Origin of the sequence: Nocardia sp. NPDC050793, from assembly GCF_040654065.1 — a bacterium.
GTDB lineage: Bacteria > Actinomycetota > Actinomycetes > Mycobacteriales > Mycobacteriaceae > Nocardia.
Genome location: NZ_JBFAHG010000016.1, coordinates 39193 through 53480 on the forward strand (window position 1 = coordinate 39193; position 14288 = coordinate 53480).

13 protein-coding genes are annotated in these 14288 nt (G+C 70.3%); 4 read left to right on the forward strand and 9 right to left on the reverse strand.

All coding sequences use genetic code 11. The features are described from left to right. Positions 1 to 66 precede the first annotated feature (66 nt). The 5 genes from AB0H50_RS33765 to AB0H50_RS33785 form a co-directional block, all read right to left on the reverse strand. Positions 67 to 1086, reverse strand: a complete 1020-nt coding sequence (locus tag AB0H50_RS33765) for an iron-siderophore ABC transporter substrate-binding protein (RefSeq protein WP_357460853.1) — start codon at positions 1084 to 1086, stop codon at positions 67 to 69. A 70-nt stretch (positions 1087 to 1156) separates the two neighbouring features. Continuing rightward, positions 1157 to 1918 (reverse strand): ABC transporter ATP-binding protein, encoded by a 762-nt coding sequence (locus AB0H50_RS33770; RefSeq protein ID WP_357460957.1) that lies wholly within the window; start codon positions 1916 to 1918, stop codon positions 1157 to 1159. Between the two features lie 59 nt (positions 1919 to 1977). Next, positions 1978 to 3009 (reverse strand): iron ABC transporter permease, encoded by a 1032-nt coding sequence (locus tag AB0H50_RS33775; protein WP_357460856.1) that lies wholly within the window; start codon positions 3007 to 3009, stop codon positions 1978 to 1980. Then, on the reverse strand, positions 3009 to 4025 hold the full coding sequence (locus tag AB0H50_RS33780) for an iron ABC transporter permease (protein WP_357460859.1): 1017 nt from the start codon (positions 4023 to 4025) through the stop codon (positions 3009 to 3011). The genes AB0H50_RS33775 and AB0H50_RS33780 overlap by 1 nt, the downstream gene beginning before the upstream one ends. Before the next feature lie 617 nt (positions 4026 to 4642). Then, positions 4643 to 6541 carry a cutinase family protein gene (locus AB0H50_RS33785; protein WP_357460862.1) on the reverse strand — a complete coding sequence of 633 codons (1899 nt, stop codon included), beginning with the start codon at positions 6539 to 6541 and terminating at the stop codon, positions 4643 to 4645. 208 nt (positions 6542 to 6749) lie between these two features. Here AB0H50_RS33785 and AB0H50_RS33790 point away from each other — a divergent pair, with 208 nt between their 5' ends. After that, positions 6750 to 7307, forward strand: a complete 558-nt coding sequence (locus tag AB0H50_RS33790; RefSeq protein ID WP_357460865.1) for a hypothetical protein — start codon at positions 6750 to 6752, stop codon at positions 7305 to 7307. A 193-nt stretch (positions 7308 to 7500) separates the two neighbouring features. On the opposite strand, the gene AB0H50_RS33795 is transcribed toward AB0H50_RS33790, so the two are convergent. Both AB0H50_RS33795 and AB0H50_RS33800 read right to left on the reverse strand, forming a co-directional pair. Further along, entirely contained in the window at positions 7501 to 7941 is a 441-nt protein-coding gene (locus AB0H50_RS33795) for a hypothetical protein (RefSeq protein ID WP_357460867.1), read from the reverse strand. A 126-nt stretch (positions 7942 to 8067) separates the two neighbouring features. Further along, positions 8068 to 9312, reverse strand: a complete 1245-nt coding sequence (locus AB0H50_RS33800; protein ID WP_357460870.1) for a hypothetical protein — start codon at positions 9310 to 9312, stop codon at positions 8068 to 8070. Between the two features lie 309 nt (positions 9313 to 9621). Here AB0H50_RS33800 and AB0H50_RS33805 point away from each other — a divergent pair, with 309 nt between their 5' ends. Continuing rightward, on the forward strand, positions 9622 to 9783 hold the full coding sequence (locus AB0H50_RS33805; RefSeq protein ID WP_169812324.1) for a hypothetical protein: 162 nt from the start codon (positions 9622 to 9624) through the stop codon (positions 9781 to 9783). Positions 9784 to 9817: 34 nt separating this feature from the next. Here the strand turns inward: AB0H50_RS33805 and AB0H50_RS33810 are convergent, their stop codons facing one another. After that, positions 9818 to 10537, reverse strand: a complete 720-nt coding sequence (locus AB0H50_RS33810) for a hypothetical protein (protein ID WP_357460872.1) — start codon at positions 10535 to 10537, stop codon at positions 9818 to 9820. A gap of 469 nt (positions 10538 to 11006) precedes the next feature. Here AB0H50_RS33810 and AB0H50_RS33815 point away from each other — a divergent pair, with 469 nt between their 5' ends. Beyond that, a complete protein-coding gene (locus AB0H50_RS33815; protein ID WP_357460874.1) occupies positions 11007 to 11468 on the forward strand; it encodes an aminoglycoside 6-adenylyltransferase in 462 nt (153 codons plus the stop codon). A gap of 10 nt (positions 11469 to 11478) precedes the next feature. On the opposite strand, the gene AB0H50_RS33820 is transcribed toward AB0H50_RS33815, so the two are convergent. Continuing rightward, positions 11479 to 12492 (reverse strand): polysaccharide deacetylase family protein, encoded by a 1014-nt coding sequence (locus AB0H50_RS33820; protein ID WP_357460877.1) that lies wholly within the window; start codon positions 12490 to 12492, stop codon positions 11479 to 11481. 116 nt (positions 12493 to 12608) lie between these two features. On the opposite strand from AB0H50_RS33820, the gene AB0H50_RS33825 reads away from it, so the two are divergent. Beyond that, positions 12609 to 14189 carry a putative glycoside hydrolase gene (locus AB0H50_RS33825; protein WP_357460879.1) on the forward strand — a complete coding sequence of 527 codons (1581 nt, stop codon included), beginning with the start codon at positions 12609 to 12611 and terminating at the stop codon, positions 14187 to 14189. Positions 14190 to 14288: the final 99 nt, after the last annotated feature.

Genomic DNA, 14288 nt, shown 5'->3' on the forward strand with positions numbered 1-14288 from the left:
AAGGGTGGACGCGTGGGAATCGCGGTGGCGCGGAGCGGTCCCGATACCTCTCCGCGCGGCCGCCCGTTACTTGCCCGGCAGCCCCACCCCGGTCGCCTTCGCGACATCGGCGAGCATCCGGTCGGCCGCCTGCACGCCGATCCCCGACATCCAGGTCTCGTCCGGCACCTCGAACACCTTGCCGCTCTTGACCGCCGCCAGGTCCTGCCAGACCCGGCCCGCGGTGACGGCGTTCTTCTCGGTCTTGCCGGGGTCGTCGATCGTCGCGACGAAGATGACGTTCGCGTCGGCTTGGTCGATCTGCTCCGGGCTGACCTCTTTCATGATCTTCTTCGGATCGGTGGACACCTGCGACGCCGGGCGCGGCAGCCCGATATCGGCGAGCACGACGCCGCTGAAGGAATTGCTCTGATACAACCGCGTCGGTCCCGAGAGGAAGCGCACGACCGAAACAGTCGGCAAGACACCGTTGTTCGCGGCCGCGATGGCCATACCGAGCGCGCGAGCGCGGTCCTCGTATCGGCGCAGGGCGTCGGCGGCCCGGTCCTCCAGCCCCAGCGCCTCGCCGTGCACAGCGAGGTTGGCCTTCCACGGCCCGCCGGTCGTCTCGGTGAAGACCGTCGGGGCGATGCCGCTGAGCTTGTCGTAGATCTTCTCGTGGCGAACCTTCGAGGAGAGGATCAGATCCGGACGCAACGAGGCGATGCGTTCCAGGTTCGGCTCCAGCAGCGGGCCGACGTCGGTGACGCCACCGACCTTGTCCGCCAGATACTCCGGGAACCCACCCCTGGTCTTGGTGTGCGGCACCACCGCTCCGACGGGTCGGATGCCGAGCAGGGTGACCGAGTCGAGCTCGGCAGTGTCGAGCACGACGATCCTGGCGGGAGCGCGGGGAATCGTGACCTGACCCATCACGGTGTCGAGCGTGCGCGGGAAGGCGCTCGGGTCGGCAGCCGCCGACGACGCGTAATCAGTTGTGCCGGAGCCATTTCCGCACGCTGCCAAAGCGGTGGCGGCTAGCCCCGCTGCGACGACGGCGGCGGCGAGCCTGCCGAATCCGCGCAGGCGGAATCGTCCTGTGGACATGAGAGATCCTCAACTTTCCTCGGTGAAGCGACAGCACCTCGAGCCGGTGCTGTCGTGCGGCCACGGGCCTTCAGGCGCGCGCGGCGATGTCATCCCCCCGGCGGGTATGTCGGCCGCTGCGGGCCCTGGGAACGACCAAGGGCGTGCCGGTTTCCGGATCCGGTACGACGCGGCAGTCGACTCCGAACACCGTGCGCACCAGTTCGGCATCGAGCACCTCATCGGGTGCGCCCGCCGCGGCCAATCGCCCGTCGTGCAGCACGATCAGGTGGTCGGCGTAGCGGGCGGCTTGACCGAGATCGTGCAGCACCATCACCACGGTGCGGCCTTCGTGCTCGTGCAGATCGGCGACCAGATCCAAGACGTCGAGCTGGTGGCGCAGGTCGAGAAACGTCGTCGGCTCGTCCAGCAGCAGCAGGCCGGTGTCCTGAGCCAAAGCCAAGGCGATCCACGCGCGCTGGCGCTGGCCGCCGGAGAGGCGATCGACCTGACGGTCCCGCAAATCGGTGGTTCCGGTGCGGCGCAACGCGTTCTCCACCGCGGCCTGGTCGGCCGCCGACCATGGCCTCAACAGCCGCTGGTGCGGGTAGCGCCCCAGCCGCACCAGCGCTTCGACGGTGATGGCCTCCGGCGTGATCGGTTGTTGCGGAAGCAAACCCAGCTTCGACGCCAGCGCACGGGCGGACATCCGGTGCACATCCGAGCCGTCGAGGGTGACGATGCCGCCCGAGGGCCGCAGCAGGCGGGTCAGGCCGCGCAGCAGTGTCGATTTGCCGCAGGCGTTCGGTCCGACGATGGCCGTGACCGCGCCGCCCGGCAAGGTCAGGTTCATCCCGTCGACAACGACCCGGTCGCCGTAGTGCAGGCGAAGGTTTTGTGCCGCAAGCTCGTTCACGCGTTCCTCCGATGGGCCGGGCCGCTCTCGCGCAGCATCAGGATCAACAGCCACGGGGCGCCCGCGGTCGCGGTGACGACGCCGACCGGAAGCCCGTCGATCGGCAGCATGTGCTGGGCCGTCAGGTCGCAGCCGACCAGCAGCGTGGCGCCTGCCAGACCGGTGAGGGCCAGCGTCGCGGCCGTCGGCGGGCCCGCGATCATGCGCACCAGGTGCGGCACCGCCAGCGCCACGAACGACACCGGGCCGGTCAGCGCGGCAGCCAGCGCGGCAAGCGCCACGGTGGTGAGCAGCAGCCGCAGCCGTGCCGCGGAGACCGCGACGCCGAGCGTGGCGGCGGACTCGTCGCCGAGGTCGAGTACGGCCAGGGTCCGGTACTGCACCGCCAACGCGATCAGCGCCAACACGCAGGCGATCGCCGCGCCCTGCACTTCCGGCCAGGTCCGGCCGTAGAGCGAACCGGCGGTCCACTGCATCGCCGATCCGGCGAGTTCCTTCGGGAAGCGCACGACCAACAGGTTCACCGCGGCCGCCAGTCCCGCCTGTACCGCCAGGCCGACGAGCACCAAGCGAAGAACCGGCAGTCCCGATCGCCAGCCGATCACGCCGAGCAGGACCGCCGCGAACAGTCCGCCGCCGAGCGCGCCGACCGGAATCAGGGCCTGCCCGGCGCCCGCCGCAAGCACCAGCACCGCGCCGAGCGACGCGCCCCCGGTCACGCCCATGACGTCCGGTGAGGCCAGCGGGTTGCGGAAGAGTCGTTGCAGCACCGCGCCCGCGATAGCCAGGCCAGCCCCGGCGATCAGTCCGGCGACGAGCCTCGGCGCCCGGAATTCCTGGACGATGTACACCTCGCCCGGGTCGCCGAAGCCGACGGCCGCGCGCAGTGCGGCAGGCGCCGACATCGGTACCTCGCCGGAGGTGATCGCGAGGATCGTCAGAACTACCAGGGCGACCGCGCACACCGCGAGCAGCCGGAGTACCCGTCGCCGTCGCGACGGCGCGCCGGGAGTTGTCACCTCGACCATCAGCGGCCCTCCCGCGTGCGGGCGAGCAGAGCGAGCAGCGGCGCACCGAGGAAGGCGGTGACGATGCCGACCTCCACCTCGGACGGACGGGCGACCAGCCGGCCGAGGATGTCCGCGGCCAGCAGCAGCAGCGGTCCCGCGATCAGGCAGCCGGGTATCAAGAGCCGGTGGTCGTTGCCCACCAGCGGCCGCACCAGATGGGGCGCCGCCAGTCCGACGAAGGCGATCGGCCCGGACACCGCGACCGCCGAACCGGCAAGCAGGACAACGGCGAACGCTCCGGCGAGCCGGATCGTCGCGACCGGCATGCCGAGCGCCTTGGCCGCCTCGTCACCGAGCGCGAGCGTATCGAGAGCGGGCGCGATTCCGGCCCCGATGAGCAGACCGATCGCCATCGCGGGGGCCACCGGGACGAGGGTGGCGAGGTCACGCTGGGCGATCGATCCCGCCAGCCAGAAGCGTGCCTCGTCGAGCGTGCGCTCACTGAACACCAGGATCGCCGACGTCCACGACACGAGCACCAACTGCAGGACCGTGCCGCCCAGCACCAACCGGACCGGGTCCAGGTCACCGGCGCGCCGCCCCAACGCCATCGTGAAAGCCGCGGCGGCCGCGCCGCCTGCGAAGGCGAACCATATGTACTGCCCGGGCCGATTCAGGCCCAACGCGAAGATCGCGGTCACGACCGCGAGCCCCGCCCCCGCGTTGATGCCGAGGGTGGTCGGCGACGCGAGGGGGTTGCGGGTGACACCTTGCACGAGCGCCCCCGCTAGTCCGAGAGCCGCACCCACCGCGATGCCAACGACGGTGCGCGGCAGTCGCATATCGATGATCACCAACGCGTCTCGGCTGTCCGCGTCACCGAACAGTGCCTGGAGCACCGTTGCCACCGGCACCGACCGCGCACCTAGCGCGAGGCTCAGCACGACGCACAGCAGCAATCCCGCAATCCCGGCGAGCAGCACCGGGATTCGGCGCCACCGCGAGGCAATGCGCCTCATCTCAGTAGTGGTCACGGCCCGGAAGCATAGGTTAGCTATACCTAAGTTTGTCAACGACTTCGTACTGGTCGAGCGTCCGAGAAGTTCTGCTCACCAATGTTTCAGACCTGCGGAAATAGCTGCTTCACATTGCGTGGATCGAGCCGGAAGGAGCCGCCCGGAGGCAGGTCGCAGAGCGCTCGGCAACGGACGGAAGCGAGAACCTTTCAGACCCCGCTCCCCCGCAGCGGACAGCGCGCGGATCGCATGCCGCGCACTACAGCCAACGTCCTTACAGCCACGTAGCTAAGAAGTGGCTACCCACGAATTCTGGTCTCTGCCAATGTGCTTCACAGCTAACTCACAGTTTTGCCGTGCGTCAGGATGCGCCGGGGCCGTACGTACCGAGGGGAGCCGCCGCACCGTCGCGGCCGAGCACTCGCGACAGCGGCGCGCGGTGGTCGACGGACGCCCGCGGCGGGCGGGGGCCGCACACGCCTCGGCATCGTGCGGCGCGCCTTTGCCCGGAAAATCTCCGGCGAAGCCCGCCCGTAGCTCGAGCATGTCGAGACCATTCGCTGTGAGAACCATCTCCGAAGGTTTGAGCACAGGCGTCCGAGGACCGCGGCGGCTGTGTTCGTCCGACCGGTCCGTTACCCGGCCCCGGCGCGATCGAGGAACCACCGCCCCAGCCAGTCGACGGCGGTGCGACCGTCGGCGTCGATCACATAATGTCCATAGCTCTGGTGTGCGCCCGAGGTGACGAAGACCGTGGCGCTCAACGCTTCCGATATCAATCGGAGCACAGCATCAGGTCCCTGCCCGCCGACCGCGCCGAGCACATTGCGTGTGAGCCGGTGTAGTTCCGCGCCCGCGGCGCCGGTGAGGTCGTGCACGGCCAGCGTCACGAACCCGAACAACGTCGGGAGCACGGCGTTCATCCGTGCCGCGATGTCCAGCGGCGCCGCACCGGCGCCGACGGCCTGGACGACGCACCACAGGTCGTCTTGCAGCCGACTCACCTGATCGGCCAGCGCGGGCGTGTCGATCTCGGCGAGCGCCCGCACCAGTTGCGCCGCGAGGTGGACCGCGCCGCTGTCGTCCGGGATCAGGCCGAGCAGCCGCGACACCTCGCGCAGGTCGTCGCGCACCGTCCGCACCAGCGGGGCGAACGCCGAATTGAGCCGCGCGACGAGGTCGTACAGTTCGCGCACGACGGTCGTGAAGTCCACGCCCGCCCCGATCATGGTGGTGAGGCGGCCCAGCGCTTCACCCATCGCTGGCAGCCGCGCGGCGAATTGGACGCTGTCGGAGGCGACCGCCGCGATCCGCCCGATCAGCACCGAGGGCCACCGTTCGGCGAGCACGCGCCACGCCGCGCGCAACGCCTCCTCGGATTCGGTGCGGACCAGCTCGAGCAGTGGCGCGGTCGCGTCAACGACCCTGGCCACGACAACGGCTGGCACGATGGCGGATTCGCGGTCCGGCTCCGCGATGGTGTCGAGCGCGTCCAGCGCGGCGCCGATGTCGGATCGCGCCACGCCGTCCAGCACCGCGGCGGCAAGACGCTCCGGCGAGCCCGCCGCACCCGCGCCGAGATCGACTCGCGCCGTGGGATGTTCGTCGATCCAGCCCGCCAGATCGCGCAGCGGGCGCAGCGTCGCGCTCAGCCCGCCGGCCGCGGCGGCGAGCCGGGCGGCGGCGTTCGTCCCCGCCGCGGCGTCTCCGCCGAGACGGTCGATCGCGGCGGGCAGCTCCGCCAGTCGCACGTCGCCGAAATCGGAGGCGAGCAGGGTGTTCAGCACGGCGGTCGCCGAGTCGTTCGCGGTCGCCGGGTCGGCGGCGCTTGGCTGGGCGAGCAGCCGCCCGAGGGACGCGAGCAGCGGGTGGGTCGCGGCGTCGGTCGAGCAGTACCGGTCCTTGGTCGCGCAGATCTGGGCCGTCACGGCCGACACCGCGCAGAAGCCGCTCGGGCGCGGGCCCGCGATGCCCTGACCCGGGACGGGCGGGCCGACCAGGGTGGCGCCGCCAGTGCCCTGGCGAGGGTCGGCGATGAGGCCGACCGCGAGCACCCGGTCCGCGGCGATCGGCGCGCCGGTGCAGCCGATCTCCGCGGCCAGGTCGCCCATCGCATCGGCGCCCTGACTGTATCCGGCCAGCACGAATTTCGTTGCGGGGCACTCACGCCCGAAGTCGGTCACGGCGCGCGAGGCCGCCGCGACGCCGGTCGCCTTGCTGTCGCCGTAGGGCATTCGATCGAACGCCGCGGCCTCGTAGGCCGGGAACCGGAAGGCGAACGAGTCACCGAGATCGGCCGACAGCGCGCCGGCGAGCGGCGCCAGCATCCCCACCGGCGCGGTCTCGTCCGCCCACGGGTTCGTCTCCCAGGTTCCGGGCAGGAAGACACCGGCGACCGCAGGGCAGCCAGGGTCCGCCCCGGCACGCCCGCCGGGCACGACACTGGTGACCACCGCGATCACCGCCGCGACCAGCAGCAGCGGCACCGCGCGCAGCCAGTCCCAGGCCGCCGCGACAGGTGCGGATCGATTCACCTGAGCACCTCCTGCCGCACCGGCCCCGGCCGAGTCCCGAAAATCGCCAACCCATTTCATCAGCGAAGGCCGTCACCCCGAGGTGAAATGCGAGAATTTCACACAATTCGGCGCCGGAACCCCATCCACGCGCCGGAGGACACCGAAGCCCATTGCGTCCTATCCGCGAGGGCCACGGTGGCTCGCACGACGGAAGCACCCAGCAGCGATGACCATGAAGACGCCGGAACACTCCGGGGCGGACCTGCTCGAGCTGGCCTATCCCTATGCGATGGACGCCGTCACCGAGACCGAGCGCCGACTCATCGAACGGCGACGCGCGGCCGCCGACCGGGTGTGCGCCGCAGAGTTCGACGCGACGGTCGACACTGCGCGAGAGACATTGGCGGCGTTGAGCATTCTCGATGCGGTGCCTCCACCCGCCGGACTGGAAGACCGGTTGATGCGGGCGCTCGACCGAGCCATCGATCCGCCGCCCGCCCGCCGGATCCGCGAACGGTCGCGCTGTGATCGGTTCGTCGCGGCGATGGCGCTGGTGATCGTCATCGGCGCGGGCGTCGTCGCCGTCACCCATCGCCGATCGCGCCTACCGGGCGCGACCGGCGCGGTGCGGTGGGAACCCGGCTCGCAGGCGGCCCGCCGTGCCGGACGGGCCGCTCGGCGAGCCGCAGGCGATCCCGGCTTCGAACGACCGATGCCGCCGCGACCACCGTCGAGCCCGCCGGTGACTCCCAGCAGTCGACGGCGCCGCAGGCCTCCGGTCTGACTCTGACCGAATTCCCGCGCGGGCCGTCGCAACGGATCGGACGGCGTTCGGCAAGTCCTACCGCCGTGGGCGCCGGTCCGACGGGGCGGTCACCGTCCACCGACCGGCACCGGGCGATCGGCCTGGCTCCTGTCGAAATCACCTTGCCGCGAAGGGCATTCGCAGCCGAGGACGGCGAGCCCTCGGGCAATGATCAGCCCGCGGAGCCAGTCGGCCGCTGCGGCGGGTTGTTGTCGACCTCGGCGCTGCGGTGATCGATCAACACGGGATAGGTGATCTCGACTTCGGGCGGCCCCATGGTGGGCGGCGGGTAGATGAAACCAGGGCCGTCCGGGTTCGGGACCGGCGGATGGTGCTGGAGTTTGCCGGGAACGGTGACGTGCGGGCACCCGGCGAAGACCTTGGTCGTCGCCTGCGGCCGCGCGTACGTCACGACCGGAATCTGGCCTGCCCCATCCGAACACGTTACGACGGACTCCACCCGGTAGGTGTCGTCGGTGTCGTTGCGACAGCTGAATTGCTCGCACGAGATGCCGGGCGCCAGCTCCTGCGCGACCGCCTGCGGCGCGAGCACCCCGGCCGCCGCCATGACGGCGGACGCGACGCCGAGACCAAACGTCAACCTTTGACGCATCAGTGAATCACTCCAATCGAAGGCCCCGACCTGACGGCCAATATACCGACGATCACCGCGTGCACACACCGCCCGCTTTCACCAGCGGCGTTGCCAGGCAAGGGGTTCGAGATTCCGCGCGAAGCGTCACACGGCCGGAGCCAGCTCGCCGAACCACGCGAGGATCTGGGGCAGCGCGAGACGAACGGTGGCCGAGTGGTCGACGGGCCCGAGATCGACCACACTCGCCCGGTCGCCGCCCAGCGCCGCACGGCACCGTTCGGCGTTCGCCGCGGGCACGGCGCGGTCGGCCGAGGAGACGTAGAGCCTTACCGGGGCGCGGGGCGTCCAGTCGCAGGCGCGGTCGCTGTCGGTCATCGCGCGCAGCGCGGCGCCACTCGGGTCGCGCGCGAGGGCCTGGAAGCGCGGCGTCAGCAGTTCGCCCGGGGTGTCGGGCAATCCGGTGGACACCGAGAGCACGTCGTGGCGACCGTCGAAGAGCTCTTCGACCCGCTCGGCGTACGGCTGCTGGAACGCCTCGCCCGGTTCGTCGTAGAGGTGGTAGATCCGGTTCATCGCGGTGAGCCAGTAGGCGATGTAGAGCACCGCGGCGCGCGGGGTGACCCGGCCGTCCAACGCGGCGGGCGTCTGCACCTCGCGGATGGCATACGGACCGCTCACGGGCGCGACACCCGCCAGCGTGTAACCGAGGTCCGGCGCGGCGGCCACCCGCTCGGCCAGTGCCATCGCGGCCTGGCCGCCCTGGGAGAACCCGGTGACCAGCAGCGTGTCGTCGAGCTCTCGCCCCTCCCGCTCGGCCACCGCCCGCGCGGCGCGCAACAGGTCGACGGACGCGCTGGCCTCGGTCGGCGCGTGCGCGTAGGGGTGCGAGCCCGGCCCCTCGCCGAGGCCGAGATAGTCCGGGGCGACCGCGGCGTAACCAGCCGCCGCGAAGAGGGCGGTGCGGGCCCGGTCCGTCTCGGCGTCAGCGGAGGGCGCCTCGTCCTTGTGCACGATCGTGCCGTGCGCGTAGCTGACGACCGGCAGCCTGCGCGCCTCGGTCCGCGGAAGGATCAATAAGCCGCTCGCGGTGGTGCCCGCGCCGTCGGGAGCCGAGGTGCGATAGACGACCCGGTAGGCGTCGATACCGTTACGGACCGGGGTCTGGATCGCCCACTGGTTCAGGTACGCGGCCGTCTGCTCGGTCGTGGTGCCGAACACGGATGTCACCGAGACGACCTCGCCGGGCGACCCCGCGACATCGACGCGCCGCGCACCACACGCCACGAGCCCGGCCAGCAGCAGAACCAGCGCCGACGCGAGCGCCACCGAGGACATGAGCACCCGCCTCGGCGGTGCGTTCCCCCGCTGGAAAGCCGCCTCCGTCGCCATCAGCCCACACTCCCACCAGGAACGGGCAATGCGCCACCGACCGGCGGAATCGGGCGTTCTACCTCTCTCGACGTACGCAAACCGGGCGCCGTACGGGACCCGCGCCCGGAAAGTTTCTCTCCTGAAATGCTGACGTCCGCTAAAATTGTGGCTACCTGGAATAGAAGTGGGTCGACATCCTGACCGCGTCATCTCGTTCGGGGCAGGAAGTCCAAGGGGTTCTCCCGTCGGTCCGGTGCAATGGAGCACGTCGCGATGCCTCGCGGCCCGACCATGTAGGCGCCCAGCCCACCTGCCGAGGAGGCAAGCATGGTCGACAACGCCGCAACCGAGCAGTCCGAACCCGATCCCGCCGTCGTGATCTGGCCCGAACCCAGTCGGCTCGAGGCCTGGTGGCAGCGCGTCATGTTCGGATCGAGCGCTCGGCCGGCCACTCCGCGCGAGTCACGCTACGGCACCACACGGCAATAGGCTTCCACGCATTTTCGACGGCTCGGAGCGTCGCTCAGCTGGGCTCCGAGACGTCGATGAGCGCTTCCTCGGTGTACGCCGCACCCGTAACCGAGTCGTCGAGCACGATCCAGCTCGCCGGAGCGGGACCGAATGCGTTGCGCGCGTTGGAGATCACCGTCGCGGCCAGCACCCTGTTGCCGGTCGCGCCCACGATCGCGCCGATGCCCGCCGGTATCACCCGCCCGAACGCGAGCACGCTGCGTTTGGCGATGGTTTGCACGACGATCCGCTGCACCGCGCCCTCGTTCAGGCTCGACACCCCGGGAATCCGGTTCGTGAGCTCGACGGCCCAGTTCTTGGCCGCGTTCGCGGTGTTCTTGCCGATGAACTGGACGCCGCCGGGTCCGAACACGATGCCGGACACCAGTGCGGTCTCGCGCGCGATCTCGTCGGGCTCGACACCGTGGATCGCCGCGGCGGTGAGCGCGTAGAGCATCGACGCCTCGACGAGGAAGACGGTCTCCACACCCATCGCCGCAAGACCGGTGACCACGCCGATACCTGGCACCGCGGCGCAGACGCCCACCGTGGCGCCGCTCGCGGTGACCGCGAGGAGATAGTGCCGACGCAGGCGTTCGAGCGCCTGCTCGGGCGTCTCGTCCGGATGGGTACCGCGTAGCCAGTCGCCATACCATTCGACCAGCGGCGTCTGCGCTCGCGCGCCCTTGTCGATCGCCGACAGCACGATCTTGTCCACGCGTTCCCGGATCATCGACTACGACCTTCCTGTGTCCGCCCGCGAGCGGGCGACGAAATACTGGGCTGGTGAGGAATACCTCGAATCCGCGATTACTCACGGCGAAGTGTGCCTTGTCATAGCCGATCGATCCATCTCTTGCCCGTCGTGGCGTCGAACGCGTCGGTCCGTGGCACGACCGTGACCGCCTCGCGCGCACCGCGCAACACTGCGTAACCTCGGCGGAGTTACGACCTGCAGCACCTTCTGTCTGCGAAATTTCGGTAACGACACGGCGTCTTTCACTCGAAACGGGCTGGCATAGCAAATTTTTGGCTTACGCTGAAACAACCTTGGTAGCCCCGAGGTTGCAGGGTGGGTCGCACTGCCCCCGAAAGCGACCCACCATCGCCGAGCAGGTCAGCTGGGACTCGGGTCCGGCTTCAGCCCGAATCCCATCTGGCCCGCCGGAATTCCGCCCCTTGGTACCGTCGCCCCATGGAGGATGCCGAGGAACTCCTCGCCACCGTCGTCGCCTGGGCACGGCAGGACGACCGGATCATGGCACTCGTGCAGACCGGATCGCGCGGCCGCGGGAATTCCTTTTCGAGGCCACCCAGGTGTCGATCATCTGAACCGCGGCGAGCTGTGGGTGGCGAAGTTCCGGGACAACCCCATGAAGGAGTGTCTGCTCCAGGTGCTCGAGTGGTACGGCGCGAACGACCAGGACCATCCGCGCTACACCTGGTACATCGGCAACCACATGGACGAGTGGCTGCCTCCCGATCGGCGGCGGCGGCGGGTGCACGAGACCTTCGGCCGCTTCGACGCCGACGACGCCCGACGGGCGCTGGACGCCTCGGTCGACCTGTTCGCCGAAGTCGCCGCCCGGCTCGGTTTCCGTTGGCGCGGCGAACTCGTCGACGGCGTGCGGCGGGTGCTCGCCGAGTACCGGATGCGCCGCTGAGCACCGCCGCTCAGTAGGCGCGTGCCCGATCCGCCCACGCCGCACCGATTTCCGGCGCGAGGCCGCGCGGGAACGAAACGCGGCTCGGATCACCGTCGGACGTGTAGCGCAGGTTCGGGTTCTGCGCGAGGCGGTCCAGCCAGTGCGCCGAATCGAACGGAACCTCCCCGCGACCCGACCTGATTCGCGGAACACCAGCCGGATCGATCGCACCGTAGGGCGAGGGCGCGGGTTCGGCGCCGACCAGCATGACGGCCGCGAAGTCATAGGGCGTGCCGTCCCATTCGCCGGCGGCGGCGAGCCGCCGGTCGGCGGGAAAGACGCCGAGCGGCAAGGCCATCGTGCGCACCGGAACGCCCGGCGCGGCAGCGGCGACGGCGCGCAGGTTCTGCACCAGTTCGCGCTGCACCCCGGCCGCGTCCAAGCGGGACAGGTTGGCGTGCGACGCCGTGTGCGCGCCGAGGTCGTAGCCGTGTTCGGCGAGCCAGGCCAGTGCGCGGCGGTCGCCGCCGAACGCCTCGTCGTTCACGTAGAACGTCGCGGTCGGGCGGAAATCCGGATGCGCGGCGCCGAATTCCTCGAGTATGCCCACGGCGCTGCCGGGCTCGGGGCGGCCGTCGGCGGTCAGGGTGAGCTGGCTGACCGTCGAGTCGTCGAAGGTGAGCACCACCGGGTGCGTGCCCGCCGGGATGTCGATCGCGCCGGAGATGTAGTCCGCCGCCGTCACCGGGCAGTAGCCCTCGCGGTGCAGCCGCTCAAGTTCCGCGCGGAATTCCTCGGGCGTCTGGTCGTATTCGCCCGCCGGGTGCGCCGTCACCTGGTGGTACATCAGCACCGGGACGAGACCGAGCTCGTTCGCCCCTACGGCTGCCGGATCCACCGCCTGGGGCGCTGGCACGGCCGACTCCGAGCTGGAAACAACGGCGGGCATGGCGGATTCGGCCGCCGCGCCGCACCCGAGCAGCAGCGTGGACGTCAGCACCGACAGCGCGCACCGATACGCCAACGCGCCATAGCTCACCATCGGCTCACCGTACGCGCGCAACGTGCCGAATCAGCGAATTATGGGCGAAATGCCCGACATCGGGACCTGCCGCCGTGGATAGTAGGGGCACCTGAAGTCGAAAGTTGGTGCGCGCGTTGCTCAAACGTGTCCCGAATACCCGCGCTCGACGGCTCGCGGCGATCGCGGTGGCCGTCGTCGGGTCGATGCTCGCCGTCGCGGTCCTGGTCGCGGCGTTGCGGCCCGCGGCCGAACGGTTCACCGTCACGGGACTGCCAGCACGCGTCGTCGGCGCAGCGGCCGCGCCGGAGCTGGCGCTGCGCGTCGATGTGGCGGGCCACGATCCGAAGGCGGTCCGTCTCGAGCTCGACGGCACGCCGGTCGACGGCGTGGTCGAGGGCGACGACGTCGTCTACCGCCCGGGTGTATTGCCGGACGGCGCACACGAATTCACCGCCGAGATCCCCGCGGGCGGTCCGCTCGGATTCCTGCGCTCCGGGCCATCGGCCAGCGCGTCGTTCACGGTGGATTCGACGCCGCCCACGGTAGAGCTGGACCCGCTCCAGCCCGTGCGCTCCTACCGCGCGCCGGTCACGCTGCGCGGCAAGGCGATCGGCGCGCAACGGGTCTCGATCGGCGCGGTCTCGGCGACCACCGGCGAGGACGGATTCTTCGAGATCACCCTGCCGCGCGCGCCGAGCGGCGCCGAGCTCGTCGCGGTCGACGCCGCGGGCAATACGGCGCGGACGCCCCTCACGGCCGTCGTCGAGCTGCCGAGGATCAGGGCGGTGCACGTCACCGCGCACGCGTGGTCGCACGAAGGGTTGCGCGAGAGCGTGCTCGATCTCGCCCGTGCCGGGCGCATCGATACCGTCCAGCTCGACATCAAGGACGAGGACGGTGTCGTCGGCTACGACTCCCAGGTGCCGCTGGCGAGGGAATCCGGCGCCGCCACCGCGATATACGATGCGCGCGCCGCGCTGAGCAGGCTGCACGAGATGGGCCTGCGGGTGATCGGCCGGATCGTGGCGTTCCGCGACCCGACGCTGGCCGAATGGGCCTGGCACGCCGGACGGACCGACTGGGTCGTGCAGAATCCCGGCGGCCGGCCGTATTCCAGCAAGTACGGTGCGATCGCGTTCACCAACTTCGCGCATCCGGAGGTGCGCAAGTACAACATCGATCTCGCGGCGGAAGCGGCGGCGCTCGGGTTCGACGAGATCATGTACGACTACATCCGGCGTCCGGACGGCAGCCTGTCGAGCATGACGTTTCCCGGCGCGACGACCGACCCGAGCGTCTCGATCGCGGAGTTCCTGCGGGAGAGCCGGGATCCGGTGCACGACGCAGGCGCGTTCCAGAGCGCCGCGGTGTTCGGCATCGCCGCCACCCGGCCGGATCAGATCGCCCAGGACATTCCGATGATGGCCGCGCACCTGGACTACGTGGCGCCCATGGTCTATCCCTCGCACTGGAACCCCGGCGAATACGGCGTCGCGAACCCGAACGGCCAGCCCTACGACATCGTGCTGCGCTCGCTGGAGGATTTCCGCAGGATCACCGAGGGCACCGGCGCGAAGGTCGTGCCGTGGTTGCAGGACTTCAGCCTCGGCGTCACCTACGGCCCCGCCGAGGTCAAGGCGCAGATCGACGCGACCGCGGCCGCCGGGATCGACAGCTTCGTGCTGTGGAGTCCCGTTGTGCGATACCACCTCTGAGCGCGCCCCAAGGATTAGGCGCGAGCTGCGCCGAACCATTGTCGCGCCGAGCCCGTCCGGCGATAGTTCTTGCACGTCCGATTCGCCGACACACGGGAG

Excerpts from the sequence above, each read along its gene's own strand:
- AB0H50_RS33795 (WP_357460867.1), bottom strand. The coding sequence starts at position 7,941 with ATGCGTCAAAGGTTGACGTTTGGTCTCGGCGTCGCGTCCGCCGTCATG.
- AB0H50_RS33775 (WP_357460856.1), bottom strand. The coding sequence starts at position 3,009 with ATGGTCGAGGTGACAACTCCCGGCGCGCCGTCGCGACGGCGACGGGTA.
- AB0H50_RS33770 (WP_357460957.1), bottom strand. The coding sequence starts at position 1,918 with ATGAACCTGACCTTGCCGGGCGGCGCGGTCACGGCCATCGTCGGACCG.
- AB0H50_RS33790 (WP_357460865.1), top strand. The coding sequence starts at position 6,750 with ATGACCATGAAGACGCCGGAACACTCCGGGGCGGACCTGCTCGAGCTG.
- AB0H50_RS33765 (WP_357460853.1), bottom strand. The coding sequence starts at position 1,086 with ATGTCCACAGGACGATTCCGCCTGCGCGGATTCGGCAGGCTCGCCGCC.
- AB0H50_RS33805 (WP_169812324.1), top strand. The coding sequence starts at position 9,622 with ATGGTCGACAACGCCGCAACCGAGCAGTCCGAACCCGATCCCGCCGTC.
- AB0H50_RS33810 (WP_357460872.1), bottom strand. The coding sequence starts at position 10,537 with ATGATCCGGGAACGCGTGGACAAGATCGTGCTGTCGGCGATCGACAAG.
- AB0H50_RS33800 (WP_357460870.1), bottom strand. The coding sequence starts at position 9,312 with ATGGCGACGGAGGCGGCTTTCCAGCGGGGGAACGCACCGCCGAGGCGG.
- AB0H50_RS33815 (WP_357460874.1), top strand. The coding sequence starts at position 11,007 with ATGCCGAGGAACTCCTCGCCACCGTCGTCGCCTGGGCACGGCAGGACG.
- AB0H50_RS33820 (WP_357460877.1), bottom strand. The coding sequence starts at position 12,492 with ATGGTGAGCTATGGCGCGTTGGCGTATCGGTGCGCGCTGTCGGTGCTG.